The 24,863-nt window shown below is 69.8% G+C and carries 23 protein-coding genes; 7 read left to right on the top strand and 16 right to left on the bottom strand.

The annotated features are described in order from the left end of the window. Positions 1 to 81: 81 nt before the first annotated feature. Positions 82 to 1,524, top strand: coding sequence for a hypothetical protein (locus ACGFW6_RS26805; RefSeq protein WP_393514871.1), 1,443 nt, complete (start codon positions 82 to 84; stop codon positions 1,522 to 1,524). A 16-nt stretch (positions 1,525 to 1,540) separates the two neighbouring features. Here ACGFW6_RS26805 and ACGFW6_RS26800 read toward each other — a convergent pair whose 3' ends face one another. Further along, positions 1,541 to 2,995, bottom strand: coding sequence for a hypothetical protein (locus ACGFW6_RS26800; protein ID WP_393514868.1), 1,455 nt, complete (start codon positions 2,993 to 2,995; stop codon positions 1,541 to 1,543). Between the two features lie 230 nt (positions 2,996 to 3,225). On the opposite strand from ACGFW6_RS26800, the gene ACGFW6_RS26795 reads away from it, so the two are divergent. Continuing rightward, positions 3,226 to 4,068: an enoyl-CoA hydratase/isomerase family protein gene (locus tag ACGFW6_RS26795; RefSeq protein WP_393514865.1), complete on the top strand. Its 843-nt coding sequence runs from the start codon at positions 3,226 to 3,228 to the stop codon at positions 4,066 to 4,068. On the opposite strand, the gene ACGFW6_RS26790 is transcribed toward ACGFW6_RS26795, so the two are convergent. Next, the gene (locus tag ACGFW6_RS26790; RefSeq protein ID WP_393514862.1) at positions 4,069 to 4,605 is read right to left on the bottom strand and encodes a winged helix-turn-helix transcriptional regulator; all 537 of its coding nucleotides are present in this window, start codon (positions 4,603 to 4,605) and stop codon (positions 4,069 to 4,071) included. It abuts the gene before it with no gap. A gap of 86 nt (positions 4,606 to 4,691) precedes the next feature. Between ACGFW6_RS26790 and ACGFW6_RS26785 the strand changes: the two genes are divergently transcribed. Further along, positions 4,692 to 5,039: a putative quinol monooxygenase gene (locus ACGFW6_RS26785; protein ID WP_393514859.1), complete on the top strand. Its 348-nt coding sequence runs from the start codon at positions 4,692 to 4,694 to the stop codon at positions 5,037 to 5,039. Between the two features lie 7 nt (positions 5,040 to 5,046). On the opposite strand, the gene ACGFW6_RS26780 is transcribed toward ACGFW6_RS26785, so the two are convergent. The 3 genes from ACGFW6_RS26780 to ACGFW6_RS26770 form a co-directional block, all read right to left on the bottom strand. Next, a complete protein-coding gene (locus tag ACGFW6_RS26780; RefSeq protein WP_393514856.1) occupies positions 5,047 to 5,403 on the bottom strand; it encodes a carboxymuconolactone decarboxylase in 357 nt (118 codons plus the stop codon). A 162-nt stretch (positions 5,404 to 5,565) separates the two neighbouring features. Beyond that, complete coding sequence (locus ACGFW6_RS26775) at positions 5,566 to 7,176, bottom strand: MFS transporter (RefSeq protein WP_393514853.1); 1,611 nt, start codon at positions 7,174 to 7,176, stop codon at positions 5,566 to 5,568. Between the two features lie 255 nt (positions 7,177 to 7,431). Further along, a complete protein-coding gene (locus ACGFW6_RS26770; RefSeq protein ID WP_393514850.1) occupies positions 7,432 to 7,845 on the bottom strand; it encodes an arsenate reductase ArsC in 414 nt (137 codons plus the stop codon). Positions 7,846 to 7,942: 97 nt separating this feature from the next. Between ACGFW6_RS26770 and ACGFW6_RS26765 the strand changes: the two genes are divergently transcribed. Together ACGFW6_RS26765 and ACGFW6_RS26760 are read left to right on the top strand one after the other, a co-directional pair. Further along, positions 7,943 to 8,251, top strand: a complete 309-nt coding sequence (locus tag ACGFW6_RS26765) for an ArsR/SmtB family transcription factor (RefSeq protein ID WP_393514847.1) — start codon at positions 7,943 to 7,945, stop codon at positions 8,249 to 8,251. A gap of 36 nt (positions 8,252 to 8,287) precedes the next feature. After that, positions 8,288 to 9,058 carry an aquaporin gene (locus ACGFW6_RS26760; RefSeq protein WP_393514844.1) on the top strand — a complete coding sequence of 257 codons (771 nt, stop codon included), beginning with the start codon at positions 8,288 to 8,290 and terminating at the stop codon, positions 9,056 to 9,058. Positions 9,059 to 9,144: 86 nt separating this feature from the next. On the opposite strand, the gene ACGFW6_RS26755 is transcribed toward ACGFW6_RS26760, so the two are convergent. Next, complete coding sequence (locus tag ACGFW6_RS26755; RefSeq protein WP_393514841.1) at positions 9,145 to 9,522, bottom strand: ArsR/SmtB family transcription factor; 378 nt, start codon at positions 9,520 to 9,522, stop codon at positions 9,145 to 9,147. Between the two features lie 181 nt (positions 9,523 to 9,703). Here ACGFW6_RS26755 and ACGFW6_RS26750 point away from each other — a divergent pair, with 181 nt between their 5' ends. Continuing rightward, positions 9,704 to 11,068: an FAD-dependent oxidoreductase gene (locus ACGFW6_RS26750; protein ID WP_393514838.1), complete on the top strand. Its 1,365-nt coding sequence runs from the start codon at positions 9,704 to 9,706 to the stop codon at positions 11,066 to 11,068. A gap of 249 nt (positions 11,069 to 11,317) precedes the next feature. After that, entirely contained in the window at positions 11,318 to 11,710 is a 393-nt protein-coding gene (gene gcvH, locus ACGFW6_RS26745; protein ID WP_393514835.1) for a glycine cleavage system protein GcvH, read from the top strand. A gap of 171 nt (positions 11,711 to 11,881) precedes the next feature. On the opposite strand, the gene ACGFW6_RS26740 is transcribed toward gcvH, so the two are convergent. The 10 genes from ACGFW6_RS26740 to ACGFW6_RS26695 form a co-directional block, all read right to left on the bottom strand. Beyond that, complete coding sequence (locus ACGFW6_RS26740) at positions 11,882 to 13,855, bottom strand: TIGR03960 family B12-binding radical SAM protein (RefSeq protein WP_393514832.1); 1,974 nt, start codon at positions 13,853 to 13,855, stop codon at positions 11,882 to 11,884. 88 nt (positions 13,856 to 13,943) lie between these two features. After that, positions 13,944 to 15,446, bottom strand: a complete 1,503-nt coding sequence (locus ACGFW6_RS26735) for a CHAD domain-containing protein (protein WP_393514829.1) — start codon at positions 15,444 to 15,446, stop codon at positions 13,944 to 13,946. Between the two features lie 165 nt (positions 15,447 to 15,611). Further along, on the bottom strand, positions 15,612 to 16,808 hold the full coding sequence (gene rodA / locus ACGFW6_RS26730) for a rod shape-determining protein RodA (protein ID WP_393514826.1): 1,197 nt from the start codon (positions 16,806 to 16,808) through the stop codon (positions 15,612 to 15,614). Further along, a complete protein-coding gene (gene mrdA / locus ACGFW6_RS26725; protein ID WP_393514823.1) occupies positions 16,805 to 19,066 on the bottom strand; it encodes a penicillin-binding protein 2 in 2,262 nt (753 codons plus the stop codon). Before mrdA ends, rodA begins: the two co-directional genes overlap by 4 nt. A gap of 127 nt (positions 19,067 to 19,193) precedes the next feature. Next, positions 19,194 to 19,874, bottom strand: a complete 681-nt coding sequence (mreD, locus tag ACGFW6_RS26720) for a rod shape-determining protein MreD (RefSeq protein WP_393514820.1) — start codon at positions 19,872 to 19,874, stop codon at positions 19,194 to 19,196. A 13-nt stretch (positions 19,875 to 19,887) separates the two neighbouring features. Further along, positions 19,888 to 20,937: a rod shape-determining protein MreC gene (gene mreC / locus ACGFW6_RS26715; RefSeq protein ID WP_393514817.1), complete on the bottom strand. Its 1,050-nt coding sequence runs from the start codon at positions 20,935 to 20,937 to the stop codon at positions 19,888 to 19,890. Between the two features lie 237 nt (positions 20,938 to 21,174). After that, complete coding sequence (locus ACGFW6_RS26710; protein WP_004001297.1) at positions 21,175 to 22,194, bottom strand: rod shape-determining protein; 1,020 nt, start codon at positions 22,192 to 22,194, stop codon at positions 21,175 to 21,177. A gap of 279 nt (positions 22,195 to 22,473) precedes the next feature. Beyond that, complete coding sequence (gene ndk, locus ACGFW6_RS26705; RefSeq protein ID WP_393514814.1) at positions 22,474 to 22,887, bottom strand: nucleoside-diphosphate kinase; 414 nt, start codon at positions 22,885 to 22,887, stop codon at positions 22,474 to 22,476. An 81-nt stretch (positions 22,888 to 22,968) separates the two neighbouring features. Then, the gene (locus ACGFW6_RS26700; RefSeq protein WP_393514811.1) at positions 22,969 to 23,325 is read right to left on the bottom strand and encodes a DUF4233 domain-containing protein; all 357 of its coding nucleotides are present in this window, start codon (positions 23,323 to 23,325) and stop codon (positions 22,969 to 22,971) included. A 7-nt stretch (positions 23,326 to 23,332) separates the two neighbouring features. Beyond that, a complete protein-coding gene (locus ACGFW6_RS26695) occupies positions 23,333 to 24,835 on the bottom strand; it encodes a bifunctional folylpolyglutamate synthase/dihydrofolate synthase (RefSeq protein WP_393514808.1) in 1,503 nt (500 codons plus the stop codon). Positions 24,836 to 24,863 lie beyond the last annotated feature (28 nt).

Here is a 24,863-nt window from a genome sequence, read left to right as displayed (position 1 = left end):
GGAGCGGGGGAACAGTGGAGGCACAGGCCCGGGTCGGCACACAGGTGAAGCGGTACAGCGCCCAGCGCATCTGGAACCATCATGGCCAGAACCACTCGGCGGTACGCCTTCCACAGGGTCCACGCATCCCTGCTCGCGGCGGCACTCGCGGTGCCGGTGGGGCTGACGGGTGCGGTGGCCCAGGCGGCGCCGGCCTCCACGCCGCCCCCGTCACCGACGTCCGACACACCCCCCTCCCCCGCCACGACGCCGCCGGCGGAGACTCCTCCGTCTCCCCAGCCGGAGGTGCCGAGCGATCCCCCGGCCGACTCCGCACCGGCCGACGAGTCGAGTCCGGGCGGCACAACACCCTCTGACCAGCAGTCAGACCCACCCGTCACCGAGGGCGAGACAACGGCCGAGCCCCCGCCGGAGCAGACCCGGGCGGTCGCGGAGGTGACGGCGGCTCTGCACGAGAAGCGTGACGAGGTGCCCGAGGAGCTCAGGTCGTCAGTCGACTCGCTGACGGCCACGCTCAGGGCCGTCACCGCCCCGGAGACGACGCCCCAGGACCGGGGCGCGGTCACCGAGAGCGCCGAGGCGCTGACCGCGACGCTCGATGTCATCGCCGACGACGGCACACCCGGCGAGCTGCGGGACCGGCTGACCGGGATCGTGCGGCAGGTGACCGCCACGCTGGAGGCGGGCCGGGGGCCGGAGGTGACGGCCGAGGACCGGTCGAGGCTCTTGCTGGTGTCGGCCCGGACGATGTCCGCCCTCGACATGATCGCGGACACCGGGACACCGGAGAGGGTGCGCGAGCAGCTCGCGACGATCGTCGAGGACCTCAACTACGCCATGGAGCACACCGGCGGTGGCGGAGAGACCGGGCGCACAGGAGTGCCCGTGAGTGCGTCGATCGGCTACCTCATCGACGGGGACCCGCCCCGGGGGCAGACCGGTTCGCACACGGCTGGGCAGCAGGAGAGCCCTTCGGGAGATCAGCAGGAGCTCCTGGACCGGGCCGAGCAGACCGGTCGGCAGATGAGGCGGGCGAGCGACCCCGATGCCTCGCGGGAGGACCGGTCCGAAGCCATGCGTGAGATGCGGAAGCAGACGGCCCGTATGAAGCACGAGCAGCGAAAGGCCGCCTCGGCTCAGAAGCCGTCGGGCGCTTCTCTCGGCAAGGCCGCCGAGGTGTGCGCGACCGCCCTGTTCGGTTCCGTCTCGGAGCGGAGACTTTCCGATGGGCTGGAGAAACTGACTCCCGAGAGCTGGGACAGCGTGGGAGTCAAGGACTTCTGGAAGGCCAGGGCCGAGGAGAGCGGCATGCTCGACGTCCGCGCCTTCCTGCGCAACAGCCAGAACACACACGCCCCCTTCCCGGTCACCGACCTCATAGCCGGTCTTGCCGACATCGTGCGGGTGGACGAGCTGAACTCGAAAGTCGGCGGGAAATCGGTGGCCCATTGCAAGCAGTCCGCCATGTACCTGGAGGAGCGGGGGATCTATGCGGGGGACTGGAGCGACAGCGACGATTCGTAGGCGGCGAGGACCCTCGTCACGGGCCGGCGGATCTCAGCAGTTCCGCGACCGGGACCTCGGCATCGGCCCGAATGTACGCGGCGCCGTACCGGTCCATCTCCCTCCGCACCTCGTTCTGCGAAGCGGCCTTGTCCCAGTGGGTGAGGGAGGAGACCGCGGCGAAGGGCTGACGCCCCGGCGCCCAGGTCGCCCACACGAAGCGGGGCTTGCGCGTCACGTTGATGAGGTTGTTGTTGTGCCGGACTCGTCCGCTGTAGACGAGCTGCTGGCCGCACGTTTCCCAGGGGCAGTAGTACCCCTCCTCGCTCGGCCGCCATGTGTAGTGCGGATTCTTGAACTCGTCTACGTCCAGTTTTCCCCGGTCCTTTCTCATGTAGGAGACCTGCATGGTCACGGCGACGGTCCCGAAAGGCGCGTCCTTGGGAATCTGGAACACGTGGTCCACCGAGTATTCCTGCCCGACTTCGAGCCAGTTTCCGGGTCCGTAGACGTGACCGCTGCTGATGACGACCTTTCTGAGGACGGCCGCGTAGCGCTCCAGGTCCCCGAGCGTGGTCCCCTTTCCCGCGCTCTGTCTCCACTCCCGCAACATGTCCGCGCTCCCGGGGGTTTCGGCGTACGTGGCGCCTCTGCCGCGGACCGTGTAGATGTCATTGGTGATGTAGACGGGAATGCCGCCGGTGTTCTTCACATGGAGCGTCACCGGCACATGCACGAAGGGCCTCCCCCGATCCGCCCGCGCCACCCCGAACTTCGCCTTCAGGGAGAGGTGCATGGGGGCCGCCGTCGGCTGGTACATGGTCGAGTACGCCAGGCTGACGCCGGTCAGGAGCGCGGTGACGACCACCCCGGCGGCGAACCGCTTCGGCCGCGGCACCCCCTTCCAGCAGTCCTCCCGCACCAGGACCACGAGCGCCCAGACGGACCAGCACCACAGCGGCAGGAACATCAGCAGGTACGGCGTGTACTCCGTCTCCTCGAGCCACATGAACAGCAGCAGGCTGTCCGTGGCCAGCGCGATGAGCACCCCGAGCAGGACGATCGCCCCGGACGCCCTGAACTGCCGTCTCCCGAAGTAGTCGAGGGCCGTCGCCGCGGCCACACCCTGCACCAGACCGGTCAGCACGAAGAGGACCCCGGTCATGCGCTGGGCGAAGGTGAGCGCCCCGGTGGCGTCCGGCCAGCCGACCATCGCGCCGAGCACCATGGAGGCCAGCAGCCCGGCCGTCATCAGGGCGAGGGTCGCGCGTCTTCGCCACGGGCGGTCCGGCCACGTACCGCTGTCGCCACCGCGCCAGCAGATGAACGCCGGGTCGTCCAGGTCGGTGTCGTCCGGGAAGCCGAGCCGCCGCAGGATGCGGCGCAGGTCGCCCGGCGACCAGGCACTGCCCACCGTTTCGCTGCCCCTGGTCACCCGGCGAAGCCCGCGGCTGTCCGGCGCCTCGACGACGACCCAGGGGCGAATGCTCATGCCCCCAGGCTCGAACGCAGCCCACCCTCACGCACCTGGGGCTCCCCCGTTCGGCAGCCCCCGGGCGGGCGCCGTCACGCCGTACGGGAATGGTGCCGCCGGGGTCCGATCGCGCCGGACGCGACGGCGCCCGTGGGCGCGCCCGCTCACCGCGTGACCCCGGGCGGACCCTCGTACAGTGAAGGGACGGATCGCCCCGAACGGCAGGTGCTCGTCGGCAAGGAGTGATCATGAGCTTCGCCTACTCGTCGATCCACACCCGGCAGGAGGACGGCGTCCTGTTCGCCACCCTCGCCGCGGGTCCCCTGAATCTCATCGGCGTCGATCTCGTACGCGACCTGGTCTCGCTCGTCGGCACGCTGTACGACGACCCCGGTGACGTGCGGGTCGTCGTCATCGAGAGCGCCTCGGCCGAGTACTTCTCGGCGCACGTGGACCTCACGGCGATCCCGCAGTACACGGCGGAGGCGGCGAAGGCCGGCGGTCCCGGTGACGCCTCGCTCGGCATGTTCCTGTACAGGCTGGCGCACGTCCCGGTGATCACCGTCGCGAAGGTGCGCGGCCGGGCCCGCGGCGGCGGCAACGAACTCGCCCTGGCCTGCGACATGATCTTCGCCGCCCGCGAGAACGCGGTCTTCGGGCAGTTCGAGGCCGGCACCGGAGCCATGCCCGGGGCCGGCGGGGTGCAGCATCTGACCCGGCGGCTGGGCCGTGCCCGCGCCATCGAGGCCATCGCCGGCGCCGACGACTTCGACGCCGACCTCGCCGAACGGTACGGCTGGATCAACCGCGCCCTGCCCGACGCGGAGCTGGACGGCTTCGTGGAACGTCTGGCCAAGCGGATCGCCGGCTTCCCGCCCGCCGGGGTCAGGGCCGCCAAGCGCGCCGTCAACGACCTCACGCTGCCGGCCCCGGCGAACGTGCGCTCCGACGCGGCCACGTTCGTCGCCCTGGTCGGGCTGCCCGAGACCCGTGCGCGGCTGGATCATCTGTCGAGCAGGGGCCTGCAGACACCCGGCGACGTCGAGCGCGACCTCGGCCGGGCCGTCACGGAGTTCGACGGCCTCCGATGATCAGCTGGGGGCCGGGGCCGGCGCGATCGGTTCGAGGAGTCGTCGTGGGGTGTTGACCGCCCTGGACACGGGGTCGCCGTCGGCGCCCTCCGGCTCGAATCCGGGCCCGGGTTCGATGCGCACCTCCGGGACCGGAACGACCGATCCGCAGTCCTGGCAGCGCCCCTCGGCGTCGAGCAGTCCGCCGTCCCGGTCGTGGCGCTGGGCCCGCTTCACTCCCGCCGGGGAGTAGAAGGTGTCTCCCCAGTTCATCAGGGCGCGTACGACGGGCCACAGTTCGACGCCCTTGGCCGTCAGCCGGTACTCGACCCCCGTGGCCGCGTCCTCGTCACGGGTGAGCACGCCCTCCTGCACGAGGGACTTCAGCCGGTTGGCCAGTACGGCGCGCGGGATCCTGAGCTGGGTGGCGAAGTCCCCGAACCGGCGCACCCCGAAGAACGCGTCGCGGACGATGAGGAGCGTCCACCGCTCCCCCACCACTTCCAAGGTGCGCGCCAGCGAGCAGTTGCCGTCCGCGTAGGTGCTGGGGAGTGTCATGGCCCCATTCTACCTGCACCGGTTCACTCACTGAACCGAGCCGTGCTACGGTCGATTCTCGAGGGCAGTTCAGTCACTGAACCGCCATGAACGAGCCGTGGAGGCTGACCATGTACCAGTTCCTCGTGTCCTTCACCGTCCAGCCCGAGCACCGCGACGACTTCGTCCGCGCAGCGGGCAGGACCGCTCGCGCCTCCCTCGCGAACGAGCCCGGCTCCCACCGGTTCGAGGTCATCGCGGACGAGCAGAACGCGGACGTCTTCTACCTCAACGAGGTCTACGAGGACGTCGACGCGTTCCACGCGCACGCGGGCGGCCCCTACTTCGCCGCGTTCTTCGCCGAGGCCGGCGCCTACGCGCAAGGCCCGACGTGGCTCATGCGCGGAAACCTCGTCACCGACGAGGTCTCCGCTCCTGCCGACCTGAGGCCGTGAGGCGAGCTCAGGACCCGGTGCGGCTCTGGGCCTCCGCCTGAGCGATGGCTTCGGCTTCGCTCTCGGCCATCGCCAGCGTGACACCGAACGCCTCGGCGATGTGCCCCGCGGCCGACATCACACGCGCGGTCCCCACGACGGGGGCGATCGCGACGAGCAGGTCCTGCAGGTGCTCGACGGTGAACTCGGCCTTGATCGCTGGGTTGATGTGCGCCAGATAGGAGATCGCCGGTGCGTCCATGGCCACGAGCGCGGCGATACGGGACAGGATGAGCGTCCGCTCGTCCATGTTGCAGTGCTCGAGGGAGTCGATCGTCATCGCGGCGATCGTGTCGAGTACGGGAGTCTCGGATGCAGTGGCCATGACGGGGACCGCCCTCCGGTGCCGGGAACGTGACCGCACCACCCGCGCGCGTCGAACCGCATCACCCGCTCCACGCGGGAATCGCCCCTGGGTGTACGGCGGTTGCCCCTCAAGCGTAGGCGCGGTCCGCCGGGGGCGCGCGTCGAGCCGGACGGGCCGCGCCTAGGTGGAGCGGGGCTGGGTCGTCGGGATCCTCGACGTGAAGAACAGCGCCAGGGCGCAGGCGAACCCGAGGATCGCGAGCGCGGCCCGCAGACCGTCGAGCCGGGCGTCGGCGTTGGCGTCCAGCGCCGCCTGAGCCACCTCCGGCGCGACGCCCGCCTCGTCGAGAGCGGACTTCAGCTGGGCGTCCGACAGGAACGTCACCCCGTCCTGGAGCTCGACGGCCGCCTGCTCGCTGACCTCGGCCGGGATCGCCGGGTTCTGTTCGAGGTTGGCCAGGAAGGACGAGGCGAGCGCGGCGATCAGGATCGACCCGGCGAGTGCCGTACCGATCGAGGAACCGAGGTTGGTGACGGCGTTCTGGATGCCGCCGACCTCCGCGCTCCGCTCGTCCGGCACCGCCGAGACGGTGACCGACCCCAGCTGGGACGCCAGAGCGCCGGTGCCCAGCCCGACCAGCAGGAACGGGATCGTCACGATCTCCGCCCCGGCGTCCGCGTCCAGCGCCGCCATCAGGACCACCGCGCCCGCCAGCAAGGAACAGATCCCGAGCCGGACCACCCGCCGCGGCGAGACGTCCGGCAGGAAACGGGGGATCAGGGTCGCGGCCGCCAGCAGGGTCAGGGAGAGCGGCAGCAGGCGGGCGCCGGTCTCCAGCGCGGACAGGCCCAGCGCGACCGACAGATAGAGGGGTACGACGAAGAACACGCCCATCAGGACGAGGTACTGGAAGAAGAACATGATCAGGCCGCCGGTGAACTGTCTGTTCTGCAGCAGCGCCGGCTCGATGAGCGGATCCCTGCGCCGCTCCACCAGGCGTGCCTCCCAGTGGAGGAAGAGCCAGATCAGCAGCACACCGGCCAGCATCAGCCATACGACCGGTGAGATCCCGAGCCATGCGGGCCCCTCCGGCTTCGGCCGGAACCACCCCCACTCGTCCGAGCGGAGCACGCCGTAGACGAAGACCCCGAGCCCGAGGGCGCACAGGACCGCGCCCACGAGGTCGATGCGCGGGCGCTCGCCGGCCACGGTGTCGGAGATACGGCGGGCGAGCACCAGGATGCCGAACACCACCAGCACCTCACCGGCGAACACCCAGCGCCACGACAGATACGTGGTGGCCAGCCCGCCGATGAGCGGCCCGAGCGCGATCGCCACGGCGCCGGCGGCCGCGACGAGTCCGTAGGCGGCGGGACGTCGTTCGGCCGGGAAGTTGCCGGCCACCAGCGCCACGATCGCGGGCAGGATGAGGGCCGCTCCGATGCCCTCCAGGAAGGACCAGCCGAGCAGCAGTACCGGCAGGTTCGGGGCGAGCGCCGTGGTGAGGGAGCCGCATCCGTAGACACAGCAGCCGATCATGAAGGCCCGTCTGCGGCCGATCAGCGCCCCGACCTTGCCGCCCGGGATCATGAACATCGCCATCACCAGCGTGTACGCCGTGATGGCACCCTGGATCCCGGTCACCGTCGTGCCCACGTCGTCGGCGACCGACGCGATGGAGACGTTCATGACGGAGCTGTCGAGCGCCATCAGGAACTGACCGGCCGCGAGTGTCCACAGGACGAGCCGTGCCCTCGCCGAACCCTCGGCCGTACCTGTCCTGGACGTCATGGCCCAAGCATTGCCGTCGCCCGGGCCCGGATCCTTGCCCCGCCACGGAGTTCAGCCGCTCGGCGCACAGAATCGGACGGGTGGGCGGGGCTGCCGCGAGCGCGTGAGGACGCCACCGAAGACGAGCCCGGGGTTGCCGTCGGACCATCGTGAACTCACCGACGAGGACGCCGCCGGCCATGTCGACGTCGAGGCCCGACCCCGCACGCCGTGCCGGGTGGGGCGACGACCGGCCTGAGGGTGCGCGGCAAGCGCTCAGTGCTGTGGCGGTGCGTCGAGTTCGGTGAGGAGGGTGCGGACGCGGCGCTCGATTTCGTCGCGGATCGGACGGACCGCCTCGACGCCCTGCCCCGCAGGGTCCTCCAACTGCCAGTCCAGGTACCGCTTGCCGGGGAAGACCGGGCAGGTGTCGCCGCAGCCCATGGTGACGCAGACGTCGGACTCCTTGACCGCGTCGACGGTGAGCATCTTCGGGGTCTCGGCGGAGATGTCGATGCCGACCTCGGCCATGGCCGCGACGGCGGCCGGGTTGACGCCCGCGCCCGGGTCGGAGCCCGCGGAACGCACCTCGACGCGGTCCCCGGCGAGGTGGGTCAGCCACGCCGCGGCCATCTGGGAACGGCCGGCGTTGTGGACACAGACGAAGAGCACGGAGGGCTTGTCGGACATCGGGATCTCTCTTGATCTCACGCCTGCACGGCGGCAGAGGAGGGCACGCATCAGCACCCGGTGGTGTCAGCCACCACTGATGTGAGAGTATCAGCGCATGCTGACGTCAGTCGACACTGATCTGATGCGGGTTCTGGCCGACCCGCTCAGGCTCCGGATCGTGACCCTGCTCGCCCAGGAGACCCTGTGCACCACCCACCTGGTGGAGGAGACCGGCGCCAAGCAGACCAACCTCTCCAACCACCTGAGGGTGCTGCGCGAGGCCGGGATCGTGGAGACCGAGCCGTGCGGCCGGTTCACGTACTACAGGCTGCGCGCGGACGTCATCGCCTCGCTCGCGGGCCAGTTCGCCGACCTGGCCGAGTCCGCGCGCACCGCGGCCGGCAACAAGCGGTCCTGCCCCTGATCTCTCGCCGACCCGGCGACCGCACCAAGGAGTCCTGTGACCGCCACGCGCGAGTCCGCCGCGGAATCGGCGATACCGTCCGCCGAGCCACAGCCCGCTCCGGGCGCCACGCCGCCCCGCAGGCCACTCGCGGCCCGGGCCGCCGCCGAACTGGTCGGCACCGCGGCCCTGGTGGCGATGGTGATCGGCTCCGGCATCCAGGCCACCGAGCTGACCCGGGACGTCGGCGTGCAGCTGCTGGCCAACTCCCTGGCCACCGTCTTCGGCCTCGGCGTCCTGATCCTCCTGCTCGGCCCGGTCTCGGGCGCGCACTTCAACCCGGTCGTCACCCTCGCCGAGTGGTGGACCGGCCGGCGCGGCGGCGCGGGTGTGACGCTCCGCGAGGCGGCCGTCTACGTCCCCGCGCAGATCGTCGGCGCGATCGCGGGCGCGATCCTGGCGGACGCGATGTTCGGCAGGCCGCTCGTGGAATGGTCCACGCACGACCGGTCCGCCGGGCATCTGCTGCTGGGCGAGGTCGTCGCCACGGCGGGCCTGATCCTGCTGATCTTCGGCCTGGCCCGCACCGACCAACTGCGCTTCGCGCCCGCTGCCGTCGCCTCCTACATCGGCGCCGCGTACTGGTTCACCTCGTCGACGTCCTTCGCGAACCCGGCAGTGACCATCGGCCGCACCTTCAGCGACACGTTCGCGGGCATCGCGCCCGGCTCCCTCGCGGGCTTCATCGGCATGCAGCTGATCGGCGCCACGGTCGGGCTGGCACTGGTGGCGCTCATCTTCACGCCGGGGCCAGAAGCCGCCAGCTGACACGAGCGCTCGCGAAACGCCCCAACTGACGCGGACGCTCCAACCGACACGGACGCCGCAGCCGACGCGGACGCTCCAGCCGACGGTCAGGCGGCCTGAGTTCCGGTGATCAACAGCCGGCCCATGGCCGCGAGGACGGACGGCTCGACGCGGTAGTAGACCCAGGTGCCGCGCCGCTCGGAGGTCAGCAGGCCGGCCTCCTTCAACTTCTTCAGGTGGTGCGAGACGGTCGGCTGGGAGACACCGACGTCGGAGATGTCGCACACGCACGCCTCGCCGCCCTCGTGCGAGGCGACCGCGGAGAACAGCCGCAGCCGGACCGGATCCCCCAGCGCCTTGAACATCCGGGCAGCGGTCTCCGCCTCCTCCGCGGTGAACGGACGCTCGGTCAGCGGCGGGCAGCACGGCGCCCCGGCCTCCGACGCCTCGGAGTCGAGCAGCGGCAGAACCCTCGTATTCGACATGCATCTATGTTGACATACGTCGAACCAGCCATCCAGGGCCTCACCGAGCACCCCCACCCCCACCCCCACCCGGCGGCACCAAGCCTGATTCGACATACGCCTATATTGACACCCATCAACACAGGTGTGATCCTGAACCCCGCGCAGTACATCGACAAACGTCGAAACAAAGGGGAATCCCGTGAACGCGCCCACCACCGACCCACTCCCCGTCGCGGTCATCGGAGCCGGCCCCGTCGGCCTGGCCGCCGCCGCCCACCTCGTCGAGCGCGGACTCGAACCGCTGGTCCTGGAGGCCGGCCCCAGTGCCGGCACAGCCGTACGCGACTGGGCGCACGTCCGGCTGTTCTCCCCCTGGTCCGAGGTCACGGACCCCGCCGCCGAGAAGCTCCTCGCCCCCACCGGCCGGCCCCGCCCCGACGGCGCCGGGTACCCGACCGGTGCCGACTGGGCGGAGGGTTACCTGCAGCCGCTCGCCGACGCGCTCGGCGACAGGGTCCGCTACGGCGTCACCGTGACCGGCGTCGCCCGCGCGGGACGGGACCGCGTCGTCGACGCCGACCGCGACCAGCAACCCTTCACCCTCCACGTCCGGACGTCCGACGGACACGAGGAGCGCCTGACCGCCCGCGCCGTCATCGACGCCTCCGGCACCTGGTCCCTCCCCGGCCCGATGGGCGCCGACGGCCTGCCCGCCCTCGGCGAGAGGACGGCCGCCGACCACCTCTCCTACCGCGTGCCCGATCTGAGGGACCCCGCCGCCCGTGCCCGGTACGCGGGCAAGCGCACGGCCGTCATCGGCTCCGGCGCCTCCGCCTTCACCGCGCTCGCCCACCTCGCCGACCTGGCCGAGGACGAGCCCGGCACGCACGCGGTGTGGATCCTACGCCGGGGCATCGGCGCCGGCACCTACGGCGGCGGCGAGGCCGACCAGCTCCCCGCGCGCGGCGCGCTGGGCCTGCGCGCCAAGGCCGCGGTCGAGGCCGGCCACGCCGGTGCGGTCACCGGCTTCCGTACCCGGGCCGTGGACCGAGAAGGCGACCAACTGGTCCTGATCGCCGAGGACGGCCGGCGCCTGGACCCGGTGGACGAGGTCATCGTGCTGACCGGCTTCCGCCCCGACCTGTCCTTCCTCTCCGAGGTGCGCCTCGGTATCGACGAGCGCCTCCAGGCCCCGCTCGCGCTGGCCCCGCTCATCGACCCGAACGTGCACTCCTGCGGCACGGTCCCTCCGCACGGCGTGAACGAGCTGTCCCACCCGGAGCGGAACATCTACCTGGCCGGCATGAAGTCCTACGGCCGCGCCCCGACCTTCCTCGCCATGACCGGCTACGAGCAGGTCCGGTCCATCGCGGCGGCCCTCGCCGGCGACCGCGAGGCCGCCGAGCGCGTCGAACTCACCCTGCCGGAAACCGGGGTGTGCGGCGGCGCGGGTCTGTACGACGCCCCGGCCACCGCTCAGCCCAGCGAGAGCGAAGGCTGCTGCCCGCCCCCTGCCACCCTGCAGATCGGCCTCGGCACACCGACAACACCCGCCGACTGCTGACGACGGACGTCCACACAGCAAAGGCCACGACCGGCCCGGGCGCCCGATCGCGGCGCCACACCGCCCTGCTCACACTGCACGCTCTGAAACACAGAGGCCGTGACGCTGCTACTCCTCAAACTTCCCGTCACTTTACGCATCTATATGACTACACAAAGTAAGATAGAGAAGGAGTGGCACAGCGCGAGCAGGCCGGCGCGCGCACTGAGCAACCCACGGATCCCGTTCAGACACGTCCTGGAGGCTTTGATGACCAATGTTCCGGGTGACCTGAAGTACTCCAAAGACCACGAGTGGGTGCAGTCCCTGGGCAACAACCGGATCCGCGTGGGCATCACGGACTACGCGCAGAAGCAGCTCGGGGACCTCGTCTACGTAGAGCTGCCTGCGGTGGGTAGCCAGTGGGATGCGGGCGACAACTTCGGCACCGTGGAATCCGTGAAGTCCGTGAGCGAGCTCTATATGCCGGTGACCGGCACGATCGCAGCAGTGAACGAAAGCCTGAGCGACCCCATGGGACCCGATCAGATCAACGACGACCCCTACGGCGACGGCTGGATCGCCGAAGTCACGGTCGCCGACGCCGCCGCCCTGAAGGGTCTGCTCACACCCGCCGAGTACGAGAAACTCGCCAGCGAGTAAGGCTCGCGAGATCACGCCTACCGCGACGGGCCCCCCGGTCTCGCATGGGCGTCTGCCCGTACAGCAATGAGCCCCCTCCCGATCGGGAGGGGGCTCAACATCGCCAACTGGGCCTCAAAAGGCTTCGCGCGACTCAGACCCACTCGACCTCTGAGTCGCATGCTCGCCCACTCAGTGAGAGTGACCGCTCGGCGCCGGCGCCGCGTTCTTGACCGTCAGAGGCAGCAGCTTCTTGCCCGTCGGACCGATCTGGATGGACGTGTCCATCTGCGGGCACACCCCGCAGTCGAAGCACGGGGTCCAGCGGCAGTCCTCGACCTCCGTCTCGTCGAGGGCGTCCTGCCAGTCCTCCCAGAGCCAGTCCTTGTCGAGGCCGGAGTCGAGGTGGTCCCAGGGGAGGACCTCCTCGTAGGTGCGCTCGCGCGTGGTGTACCAGTCGACGTCCACGCCGAACGGCTCCAGCGCCTTGTCCGCGCAGCTCATCCAGCGGTCGTAGGAGAAGTGCTCGCGCCAGCCGTCGAAGCGGCCGCCGTCGTCGTAGACCGCGCGGATGACCGCGCCGATGCGGCGGTCGCCGCGGGACAGCAGGCCCTCGACGATGCCGGGCTTGCCGTCGTGGTAGCGGAAGCCGATCGAGCGGCCGTACTTCTTGTCGCCGCGGATCTTGTCGCGGAGCTTCTCCAGGCGGGCGTCCGTCTCCTCCGCCGAGAGCTGCGGGGCCCACTGGAACGGCGTGTGGGGCTTCGGGACGAAGCCGCCGATCGAGACCGTGCAGCGGATGTCGTTCGAGCGCGACACCTCGCGGCCCTTGGCGATGACGTTCATCGCCATGTCGGCGATCTGGAGCACGTCGTCGTCGGTCTCCGTCGGCAGGCCGCACATGAAGTACAGCTTCACCTGGCGCCAGCCGTTGCCGTACGCGGTGGCGACGGTCCGGATGAGGTCCTCCTCGGACACCATCTTGTTGATGACCTTGCGCATCCGCTCGCTGCCGCCCTCGGGCGCGAAGGTGAGGCCGGAGCGCCGGCCGTTCCTCGTGAGCTCGTTCGCCAGGTCGACGTTGAAGGCGTCCACGCGGGTGGACGGGAGCGAGAGGCCGATCTTGTCTTCCTCGTAGCGGTCGGCCAGTCCCTTGGCGATGTCGCCGATCTCGGAGTGGTCCGCCGACGACAGCGACAGCAGGCCGACCTCCTCGAAGCCCGTCGCCTTCAGGCCCTTGTCGACCATCTCGCCGATGCCGGTGATGGAACGCTCACGCACCGGGCGGGTGATCATGCCCGCCTGGCAGAAGCGGCAGCCGCGCGTGCAGCCGCGGAAGATCTCCACCGACATGCGCTCGTGGACCGTCTCGGCCAGCGGGACCAGCGGCTGCTTGGGGTACGGCCACTCGTCGAGGTCCATCACCGTGTGCTTGGACACCCGCCACGGCACACCGCTCTTGTTCGGTACGACACGGGCGATCCGGCCGTCGGGCAGGTACTCCACGTCGTAGAACGCCGGGATGTACACCGAACCCGTCCTCGCGAGGCGGAAGAGGACCTCCTCGCGCCCGCCGGGGCAGCCCTCCGCCTTCCATGCGCGGATGATCGCCGTCATGTCCAGCACGGCCTGCTCGCCGTCGCCGATGATCGCCGCGTCGATGAAGTCCGCGATCGGCTCGGGGTTGAAGGCGGCGTGGCCGCCGGCCAGGACGATCGGGTCGTCGATCGTGCGGTCCTTGGACTCCAGCGGGATCCCGGCCAGATCCAGGGCGGTGAGCATGTTCGTGTAGCCCAGCTCGGTGGAGAAGCTGAGCCCGAACACGTCGAAGGCGCGGACCGGCCGGTGGCTGTCCACGGTGAACTGCGGGACGCCGTGCTCCCGCATCAGCGCCTCCAGGTCCGGCCACACGCTGTACGTGCGCTCGGCGAGGACGCCCTGCTGCTCGTTGAGGACCTCGTAGAGGATCATGACGCCCTGGTTGGGCAGCCCGACCTCGTAGGCGTCCGGGTACATGAGGGCCCAGCGGACGTCGCAGGACTCCCACGGCTTGACCGTGGAGTTGAGTTCTCCGCCGACATACTGGATCGGCTTCTGCACATGCGGGAGCAGAGCTTCGAGCTGCGGGAACACGGACTCGGTGACCGCAGCGGCTTCGGCAGGCATCTCGCGAACCTTCGTGGGCTGGACGGAACTGACAGGGGTGACCATCTAGCCTAACGCGACCGTGGACACCCCCCGTACGTCCGAGGGCTCACAGGACGTCCGTCGCGTCCTTGATGTCGTCCCAGACCCCCGGCAGCTCGGCCTCCACGGCCGCCGCGTGCTGCTCCTCACGTCCGTACAGCAGTCCGTAGGTGAAGGCGCTCTCCCCCGCCGCGTGCGCGACCGCGGACAGCTCGCGCAGGGTCCCACGGGCCATGACGCTGTCCTGATGCTCGCCGAGCAGGTTCTGCAGGGACTTCATGGTCTTGACCAGGTCCTTGGCCGGCTTGCCGAGCGCCGGGACGGCGGCCTCCGCCGCGTACCGGGTGCGCTTGGTCTTCTTGCGGGCCTCGTGGATGGCGACGTCCCGGTCGGCGCCGGGGTCCAGCTCCAGCGCCTGCTCGACCAGCGCGGTCACCTTCCCGAAGTCCTTCTTCACGGCCTTGGGCAGCACCTTGCCGGGCTTCTGCCCGGCGGCCTCACGCAGCGGCGGATCGGTCAGCAGTCCGTCCAGGACGTCGAGCAGATCCAGATAGCGGCGGGAGTCGAGGACCCCGATCAGCCGTCTGCTCGCCCCGCCGGGCCGGTCGCCCGCCCAGTGACGCACCCGCTCGGCGACCGGCCCGGAGACCAGCGTGTGGGGCACCTCGTCGAGAGCGGCGCTGAGGCGTTCGTTGAGCACCTCGCGATCCCGGTCCACGCCCAGCTCGCCGGCGAGCCACTTCAGCTCGTCGGCGATGGGGTCGGTGACCGTCCGGTCCAGGACCATGCGGAAGGACTTGAAGGTGCTCCGCAGCCGGCGGGTCGCGACCCGCATGCTGTGGACGGAGTCCTCGGCGTCCTGGCGTACGGCCGGGTCGAGCCCGACGATCCCGTCCCGCTGCGCCCGCACATACGCGAGCACATGATCGCCGGCGGTCACGAGCTCCTCGGCGGGCCCGGGGGCGAGCTTCTTCGGAGCGGTCTCGGCCAGCGCCCGGGCGAGCTTCGACGCCGACTTCGACGGCCGTACCCCCGCCTTGCGCAGTCGCTTCTCCACCTTGTCGAGGAAGACCGGGTCGACACCGTCGGTCAACTCCACCTCGATCTCGCTCCACTGGGCGCTGCCGTCCCCGCCGGCCAGCCGCTGCGCGTGTACGGCGTCCACGCTGACCTCGGCGAGCACCCGTCCGTCGGCGTCCACCAGGTCGCGCACATCACGGTCGGAGCGGAGCCGGACCACCGGCACCAGTTCGGCGTGCCGGACCCGGGAGCGGACGAGCCCGGCGAACGTGTCGGGCAGATCGTCGGACAGCGGCGCCTGGATCTCGTCCCGCACCCCTTCGGCGACGGGGAACTTCAGATGCCAGCCCGCGTCGGATCCGCCCGTTCTGCGGCGGAGGGTGATCGAAGACGCCACGAGGCGCTCGTCCGGGGTGTCGTAGTAGGTGGCGTCGAGATGCGCGACGCCCTTGTCGACGACGGACGCGACCCCGGCGACGCCGGTCAGATCGGGCAGGCCGCTGTCGTCGGATTCATACTTCCGCTCGATTTCGCGCTTCGTGTCCGCCATGAACCGAATCTAATCGGAGTCGCGGCCGGATGACAGGGCTTACCAGCCATGAACCGCAGGCGAACGGGCGGTGAAGGCAGGGGGACCGGCCGATTCCGCTCACGGACCCGGCGGCATGGGGACGCCATGCCGCCGGACACCACCTGCCTCAGCCGAACACGGAGGTCAGGCCGACATCGGTCGTTGGACCCGGATCGACTGGAGCAGCCCCACGGCCACCCACACCGCGAACATCGACGATCCGCCATAGGAGACGAACGGCAACGGCAGACCCGTCACCGGCATGATCCCCAGCGTCATCCCGACGTTCTCGAACGACTGGAACGCGAGCCACGCCACGATCCCGGCCGCGACGATGGTCCCGTACAGCTCGGTCGTCTCACGGGCGATCCGGCACGCCCTCCACAGGATCACGCCGAGAAGCACGATGATCAGCCCACCGCCGAGGAAGCCCAGCTCCTCCCCCGCCACCGTGAAGACGAAGTCGGTCTGCTGCTCGGGCACGAACTGGCCGGTGGTCTGCGAGCCGTGGAACAGCCCCGCTCCCGACAGGCCGCCCGAACCGATCGCGATGCGCGCCTGGTTGGTGTTGTAGCCGACGCCCGCCGGGTCGAGTTCGGGGTTGGCGAAGGCCGCGAAACGGGCGATCTGGTAGTCGTCCAGGACGCCCAGCTGCCAGACCGCGATCGCGCCCATGGTCCCCGTGCCGATGAGTCCGAAGACCCAGCGGTTGGAGGCACCGGAGGCGAGCAGCACGCCCAGCACGATCACCACCATGACCATGACCGACCCGAGGTCGGGCATGAGCAGCACGATCAGCATCGGCACGGTGGCCAGACCCAGCGCCTGCATGACCGTGCGGTGGTCCGGGTACGGCTTGTCACCGGCGTCCACTCTGGCCGCCAGCAGCATCGCCATGCCCAGGATGATCGTGACCTTCACGAACTCCGAGGGCTGCAGCGAGAAGCCGCCGGGCAGCTTGATCCAGGAGTGGGCGCCGTTGATCGTGGAGCCGAGCGGCGTGAGCACCAGCAGGATCAGGAAGACCGACAGGCCGTACAGGATCGGCACGGCCGTGCGCAGCGCGCGGTGGCCGAGCCACACCGTCCCTATCATCAGCGCGAGCCCGATGCCGGTGTTCAGGACGTGCCGGATCAGGAAGTAGTACTGGTCGCCCTGGTTGAGCTCGGTGCGGTTGCGGGTCGCCGAGTAGACGAGGAGCGCGCCCATCATCGACAGGGCCGTCGCCGACAGCAGTATCGGCCAGTCCAGCCGGCGAGTTATCGAGTCGCGGGCGAACAGGCGGGTCCAGCCCGCCCGTTCCGGCCCGTACCCGGAGACCTGGAAACTGTTGCCGGTCATGTCGGCATCCTCCGGCTTCCCCGCTTGCGGCCACCGCGTCGCCTGCGCCGGGTGTCCCGGTTCTCGGCCGTCGGCGTCGCCACCGTCCCGGCGAGCTGCTGCTCGTCCGTGGAGTCCTCGCCCTGCTGGGTGACCCGCTGTTCCTTCGCCGGGTCCTTGGAGACCTTCGGCGAGGCCATGGTGCCGTCCGTGCGGACCTTCGGCAGGCTCTTCTGCGGCGTGGGCAGCAGCGCGTTCTTCTTGTTGATCGTGCCGTCGTCGGAGACGCCGTACAGCGCGTCGTAGATGTTGCGGACGGCCGGACCCGAGGCGCCGGAACCCGTACCACCCTGGGAGATCGTCATGACGACCGAGTAGTCCTTGGTGTACGTGGCGAACCAGGAGGTCGTCTGCTTGCCGTAGACCTCGGCGGTACCCGTCTTGGCGTGCATCGGGATCTTGTCCTGGGGCCAGCCGACGTCGGCGAACCGCCAGGCCGCGGTACCGCGGGTGGCGACACCGGCGAGGGCGTCGTCCATCGCGGCCAGCGTCTTGCGGCTTATCGGCAGCTTGCCGTGCGACTTGGGCTCGATCTCCGCGACGGACTTGCCGTCGGCGCTGACGACGGCCTTGCCGACGGTCGGGTCGTAGAGGGTGCCGCCGTTGGAGATGGCCGAGTAGATCGTGGCCATCTGGATCGGGGTGACGAGGGTGTCGCCCTGTCCGATGGAGTAGTTGACGGAGTCACCGGCACGCATCCGGTTGCCTTCGAGGCAGTTCTCGTAGGCGATCTGCTCGGCGTACGAACCGCCCTTCTTGCCGTACTTGCACCAGGCGTCCTTGTTGGCCTTCCAGTAGTCCTGCTTCCACTGGCGGTCGGGGATGCGGCCGGTGACCTCGTTGGGCAGGTCGATGCCGGTCTCCGCGCCGAGGCCGAACTGGTGCGCCGTCTTGTAGAACCAGTCGTTGGGGTTCTTCTTCGGCTTGGTGCCGCCGTCCCGCTTCCACTCCTCGTGGGAGAGCCGGTAGAAGACGGTGTCGCAGGAGACCTCCAGGGCCCGGCCGAGACTGATCCCGCCGTACCCCTTGGACTCGAAGTTCTTGAAGACCTGGCCGCCGATCGAGTACGAGCTGGAGCATTCGTAGGGGCCGTCGAAGGAGTAGCCGGCGTTGACCGCGGCGGCCGTCGGGACGACCTTGAAGATCGAGCCGGGTGCCGACTGGCCCTGGATGGCCCGGTTGAGCAGCGGGTAGTTGGAGGCCTTGCCGGTCAGCGTCTTGTAGTCCTTGGCGGAGATGCCGCCGACCCAGGCGTTGGGGTCGTAGGTCGGGTTGGACGCCATGGCGACGATGCGGCCGGTCTTGGCCTCCATCACGACGACGGCGCCCGAGTCGGCCTTGTACCGCTCGTTGGTGTTGCGGTCCCACTCCTGGCGGGCCTTCTTCATGGCGTCGTTCAGCTCGTACTCCGCGATGCGCTGGACGCGGGCGTCGATGCTGGTGACGAGGTTCGAGCCGGGCTGTGCGGCGTCGGCCTGGGCCTGGCCGATGACGCGGCCGAGGTTGTCGACCTCGTAGCGGGTGACGCCCGCCTTGCCGCGCAGCTCCTTGTCGTACTGGCGCTCGAGACCGGAGCGGCCGACCTGGTCGGACCGCAGGTACGGCGAGTCGGTGTCCTGGGCCTTCTGGAGCTCCTCGTCGGTGACCGGGGAGAGGTAGCCGAGGACCTGGGCCGTGTTGGACTTGCCGGGGGCCGGGTAGCGGCGCAGGGCCTGGGGCTCGGCGGTGATGCCGGGGAAGTCCTCGGCGCGCTCGCGGATCTGGAGGGCCTGCTTGGCGGTGGCCTCGTCGGTGATGGGGATCGGCTGGTACGGCGAGCCGTTCCAGCACGGCTGCGGCGTTTCCGCGTCGCACAGCCGGACCTTCTCCATGACCTCCTGGGGCTTCATGCCCAGGACACCGGCGAGCTTGGTCAGGACGTCCTTGCCGTCGTCCGGCATCTTCAGCAGGTCCGTGCGGGAGGCGGAGACGACCAGCCGGGTCTCGTTGTCGGCGAGGGGCACGCCGCGGGCGTCCAGGATGGAGCCGCGCACGGCGGGCTGGACGACCTGCTGGACGTGGTTGCCCGACGCCTCCTTGGCGTAGGCGTCGCCCTCACGGATCTGGAGGTACCACAGGCGCCCGCCGAGGGTGCCGAGGAGCGAGAGGACGAGGATCTGGATGACGATGAGCCGGATCTGGACGCGTGGCGTCCTGCCGGTCTCCGGGATGTTGGTCACTGCGCTGCCTCCCCCTCTCAGTGCGTGTACGGGTGCGGATACGACTGGATGCGTTCGAGTGGTGAACGTCCGGCCCGTGTGGCCCGGTTCCGGTCGGCCTCACCCGTCCGGGTGAACTCCGCTGTCCTCACAGCCGCTTGACCCCCTTGATGCGCCCGGCACGCGCCGTGCGCGCCCGCACCGCCTTCACCTTCAGACCGCCCAGTCCGCCGCGCTGGCCGCCGATACGCAGGCCGGTGCCGCCGGAGAGCCAGCCGGAGGAGATGTCGGCCTTCTTGGCCTGGGAGCTGGTGTCGGCGAGCGGGTCGTTCTCCGCGCGCCGCGCCAGCGCCATGATCCCCGGGACGACGAACGGCGCGAGCAGCAGGTCGTACAGGGCCGCCGTGAACAGCAGGCTGCCGAGCCCGACATGGCGGGCGGCGGTGTCCCCGACCAGGGCACCGACTCCCGCGTACAGCAGGGTCGTGCCGATCGCCGCGACGACCACGACGACCATGGGCCCGGTGGCCGACTTCAGCCGGCCGTTGTCCGGCTTGATGAGCCCGGCGAGGTAGCCGATCACGCACAGCACCAGCGCGTAGCGGCCGGCGGCATGGTCGGCGGGCGGCGCGAGGTCGGCGAGCAGACCGGCGCCGAAGCCGACGAGGGCGCCGCCGACATGGCCGTAGACCATGGCGAGGCCCAGCACGGTGAGCAGCAGCAGATCGGGGACGGCGCCCGGCAGATGCAGCCGGGCCAGGACGCTCACCTGTACCACCAGGGCGACGACGACCAGAGCGGAGGAGAGCAGGATTCGGTTGACGCGCATGGGGCTTCAGCTCCTACTGCTCTTGCTCGTACGGGTTCTGTCCGTCGCCCGGAGGCTGGTACTGGCCGTCGGCCCGGGGCTGGTACAGCCCGTCGGCCAGCGGCTGGTCCTGACCGTCCGTCTGCGGCTGCTCCTGGCCGTCGGCCGGGGGCTCGGCGCCCGGCGTGACCGTGACCGTCACCGTGGGCGTGGGGGTCGGCCGGGGCTTGGCGGGGAGCACCGTGTCGCGCGGGTCCTTGGTCGGGGCCTGCACGACGACGCCGACGATGTCGAGCTTGGAGAAGCCGACGTACGGCGTGACGTACAGGGTGCGGGTCAGATCGCCGCCGGACGGGTCGACGCGGGAGACGACACCGACGGGAACGCCCGGCACGAAGGGCTTGTCGGCCTGCGAGCCGAAGGTGACGAGCCGGTCGCCCTTCTTCACCTCGGCCTTGCCGTTGAGGAGTTCCACGCGCAGCGGGCGGTCCCCCTGGCCGGAGGCGAAGCCGAGCTCGTCGGTGGACTCCATGCGCGTGCCGACGGTGAAGTCGGGGTCGTTGGCGAGCAGCACGGTCGCGGTGTTCGGGCCGACGGTGGTGACCCGGCCGACCAGCCCGTCGCCGTTCAGGACGGTCATGTCGCGTTTGATGCCGTCGTTGGCGCCGACGTCGATGGTGATGGTCCAGGAGAAGCCCTGGGCCGCTCCTATGGCGATGACCTCGGCGCCCTTGATGCCGTACTGGCCCGCGCCCGCGACCTTCAGCATCTTGTCGAGCTGCTTGAGGCGGCTGTTGTCGCGGTCCTCGCTGCCGAGCTTGGCCTTGAGGGCGGCGTTCTCCTGCTCCAGCTGGGCGAGCCGGTCGTGGCGCTCGCCGGAGTCACGGATCGCGGCGACGGCGTTGCCGACCGGGTTCACCGCGGTCGACACTCCGTCCTCGATCGGACCGAAGACCGTGGCAGCGGCCTGGCGGGCACCGTCGACCGGGGAGTCCTCACCACCGCGGATATCCACCGTGATCAGTGCGAACGCGATGGCGATCAGCAGCACCAGGAGCAGCCGGCTCTCTCGTGTGTCCCTCACGTGCGGCGGCCGTGCCCTTCCTCACTAGGAATTCGTCGAGCCCCTGGGAAAACCGGAGGGGCTCTGCGTACGGGGATTGTGCGAGGTTATGCGAGTTGTGGGGGGAGATGCGAGCAGAGTGAGTGATGCGTGGTTCGTGTGCGAGGTTTCGCGGCTCTTCGTGGAGCTTATGCCTCCATATCAACGATCCGCCGTACGAGAGGAGATCATCCCGTACGGCGGAACCGAAGAGTTACGTCATCTGCGCGGCTGGGCGTCGAGCACCTGCTGCAACGCCTCGAACTCCTCTACGCACTTGCCGGAGCCGAGCGCCACGCTGTCCAGCGGGTCCTCGGCGATGTGGATCGGCATGCCGGTCTCGCGCCGCAGCCGCTCGTCGAGGCCGCGCAGCAGGGCGCCGCCGCCGGTCAGAACGATTCCTCGGTCCATGATGTCGCCGGACAGCTCCGGCGGGCACTTGTCGAGGGTCGTCTTGACGGCGTCCACGATGGCGTTGACCGGCTCCTCGATGGCCTTGCGCACCTCGGCCGCGGAGATGACGACGGTCTTCGGCAGGCCGGACACGAGGTCCCGGCCACGGATTTCGGTGTGCTCGTCGGAATCGAGGTCGTACGCCGAACCGATCGTGATCTTGATCTGCTCGGCCGTCCGCTCACCCAGCAGAAGGGAGTACTCCTTCTTGATGTGCTGGATGATCGCGTTGTCCAGTTCGTCGCCCGCGACGCGGATCGACTGGGCGGTGACGATGCCGCCGAGGGAGATGACCGCGACCTCCGTGGTGCCGCCGCCGATGTCGACCACCATGTTGCCCGTGGCCTCGTGGACCGGCAGGCCGGAACCGATGGCCGCGGCCATGGGCTCCTCGATGATGTGCACCTGGCGGGCGCCGGCCTGGGACGACGCCTCGATGACGGCGCGGCGCTCGACGCCCGTGATGCCCGAGGGCACACAGACGACGACTCGGGGGCGAGCCAGATAACGCCGCTTGTGGATCTTCAGGATGAAGTAGCGGAGCATGCGCTCGGTGATCTCGAAGTCGGCGATGACGCCGTCCTTCAGCGGGCGCACGGCAACGATGTTGCCGGGCGTGCGCCCGATCATCTTCTTCGCCTCGGCGCCGACGGCGAGGATGCCGCCGGTGTTCGTGTTGATCGCGACGACGGACGGTTCGTTGAGTACGATCCCGCGACCCCTGACGTACACCAGCGTGTTGGCGGTCCCGAGGTCGACAGCCATGTCACGGCCGATGAACGACATTGAGTTCCCCATCAGGATTCGTCTGGCCTTCCCGGGAGCTTTTGATGGCTTGTCAGGTCGGCGAAGTGGGTGCTGTGACGTGAAGGCTTCCATCGTAGACGCGCCTGCACGAACACTGCGGGAGGGTCTTCGCCATTGTCAGCAGATGGCGAGTCGCCCCGCTTGTGGAGACGGGCCATCGGGGGCACTCGTTCCCTCGATCGCCACGCATATGCATTTGGTATGCACTCAGGTGCGGAGATTCAATCTCCACACCCTCTCCGTTCAACTACGAACGCGTTACGCACGCCCCGGGAAGAAGATCTTCACCTCGCGCTCGGCGGACTCCTCGGAGTCGGAGGCGTGGATGAGGTTCTCGCGGACGATGACGCCGTAGTCACCGCGGATCGAGCCGGGCGCGGCGGCGATCGGGTCGGTCGGACCGGCGAGAGCGCGCAGCCCCTCGATGACCCGCTCACCCTCGACGATCATGGCGACGACCGGGCCGGAGGCCATGAACTCCACCAGCGGCTCGTAGAAGGGCTTGCCCTTGTGCTCGCCGTAGTGCTGCTCCAGGGTCTCCTGGTCCAGGGTGCGCAGCTCCAGCGCGGTGAGCTGCCAGCCGGCCTTGCGCTCGATACGGCTGATGATCTCGCCGGTCAGGCCGCGGCGGACTGCGTCGGGCTTGAGCAGGACGAGGGTGCGCTGGGTCACGGGAGGGCTCCTTCTTACAGCCGGTGTGCGGTGATGCCGGTGGACGGTGGGATGAGGTTACAGGGCGTGTCCGGGCGCCTGTTACGCAGCGTCAGGTGTGGAGGAGTCCGCCTGGGCGGCGAATCTCGCCTTCGCCTCGTCCACCTTCTTGCCGTAGTGCACAGAAGCCCACCAAAGTGCCGCGAAGATCGCGCCCAGGAAGAACATCGTGGGAACAATGAATCCGGACGCGATGAGCGCGATCTGCAGAGCCCAGCCGAGCGCGATCCCGCCGGGCCGGGTCACCACGCCGCACAGCAGCACGCACAGGAACATCGCGATCCCGCTGACGGTCCACACCGTCGACATGGCCAGATCGGGGTCCTTCATCGCCACCAGACCGGCGAAGCCGATGACGAAGAACTCGCCGATCAGGGTCGAGGAACAAAGGGTACGCATCTCGGATTCAGCCCTTCCCCAGCAGCAGCCGGGCCTCGCCGACCGTGATGACGGACCCGGTGACCAGCACACCGCCGCCCGTGAACTCGCCCTCCTCCTCGGCCAGCGTGATCGCGGCCTCCAGGGCGTCCGGCAGCCGCGGCTCGACCTGCACGCGCTCGTCGCCGAACACCTCCACGGCGATGGCCGCGAGTTCGTCGGCGTCCATCGCGCGGTGGGAGGAGTTCTGCGTGACGACGATCTCGGCGAAGATCGGCTCGAAGGCCTCCAGCAGCTCCCGCACGTTCTTGTCGGCGCTCGCGCCGACGACGCCGATGAGCCGGCTGAAGTCGAAGGCCTCCCCGATCGCCTCGGAGACCGCCCGCGCGCCCGCCGGGTTGTGGGCGGCGTCCAGGACGACGGTCGGAGAGCGCCGTACGACCTCCATCCGGCCCGGTGAGGTGACGGCCGCGAACGCCTTGCGGACCGTGTCGATGTCCAGCGGCTCGGCGCGCGCGGCGCCCACGCCGAAGAACGCCTCGACGGCGGCGAGCGCGACGGCGGCGTTGTGCGCCTGGTGCGCGCCGTGCAGCGGCAGATACACCTCGGGGTACTCGCCGCCCAGTCCGCGCAGGGTGACCAGCTGTCCGCCGACGGCGACCTGTCGTGCGACGACGCCGAACTCCAGGCCCTCGCGGGCGACGGTGGCGTCGACCTCGACGGCCTTCTTCAGCAGCACCTGGGCGGCGTCCACCGGCTGCTGGGCCATGATCACCGTGGCGTCCTGCTTGACGATGCCGGCCTTCTCGACGGCGATCTCGCCCGGGGTGGAGCCCAGCCGGTCGGTGTGGTCGAGGTCTATCGGCGTGACGACGGCGACGTCCCCGTCGATGACGTTGGTGGCGTCCCAGGAGCCGCCCATGCCCACTTCCACGACGGCGACGTCGACGGGCGCGTCCGCGAAGGCCGCGTACGCCATGCCCGTGAGCACCTCGAAGAAGGACAGCCGGTACTCCTGCGAGGTGTCGACCATCTCGATGTACGGCTTGATGTCGTGGTACGTCTCGATGAAGCGCTCGGCGGAGACCGGGGCGCCGTCGAGGCTGATCCGCTCGGTGATCGACTGGACGTGCGGCGAGGTGTAGCGGCCGGTGCGCAGTTCGAAGCCGCCGAGGAGGGCCTCGATCATGCGGGCCGTCGACGTCTTGCCGTTGGTGCCGGTGATGTGGATCGAGGGGTACGAGCGCTGGGGCTCGCCCAGGACGTCCATGAGCGCGGCGATGCGGCTGACCGAGGGCTCCAGTTTCGTCTCGCCCCAGCGGGTCGCCAGCTCCGCCTCGACCTCGCGCAGGGCCTTGTCGACCTCGGGGTCCTCGGGCCGCGCGGGTACGTCCGCGCTCGGGGCTCCGCCCTGGGTGCGCAGGGTGCGGCTGCCGGCCTCGATGACCGCGAGATCGGGGTCGCGGTCGGTCTCCGCCGCGATGATCTCTTCGAAGGGGTCGAGGGGGTCGGGCTCGTTCTGGTCGCTCACGGGGCCAGTCTACGGAGCGGGACCGACA

The sequence above is a fragment of the Streptomyces sp. Y7 genome (assembly GCF_043195415.1).
Taxonomy (GTDB): domain Bacteria; phylum Actinomycetota; class Actinomycetes; order Streptomycetales; family Streptomycetaceae; genus Streptomyces.
The sequence above is the reverse complement of the archived record's forward strand: the minus strand, read 5'-3'. Positions and strand labels throughout refer to the sequence as shown.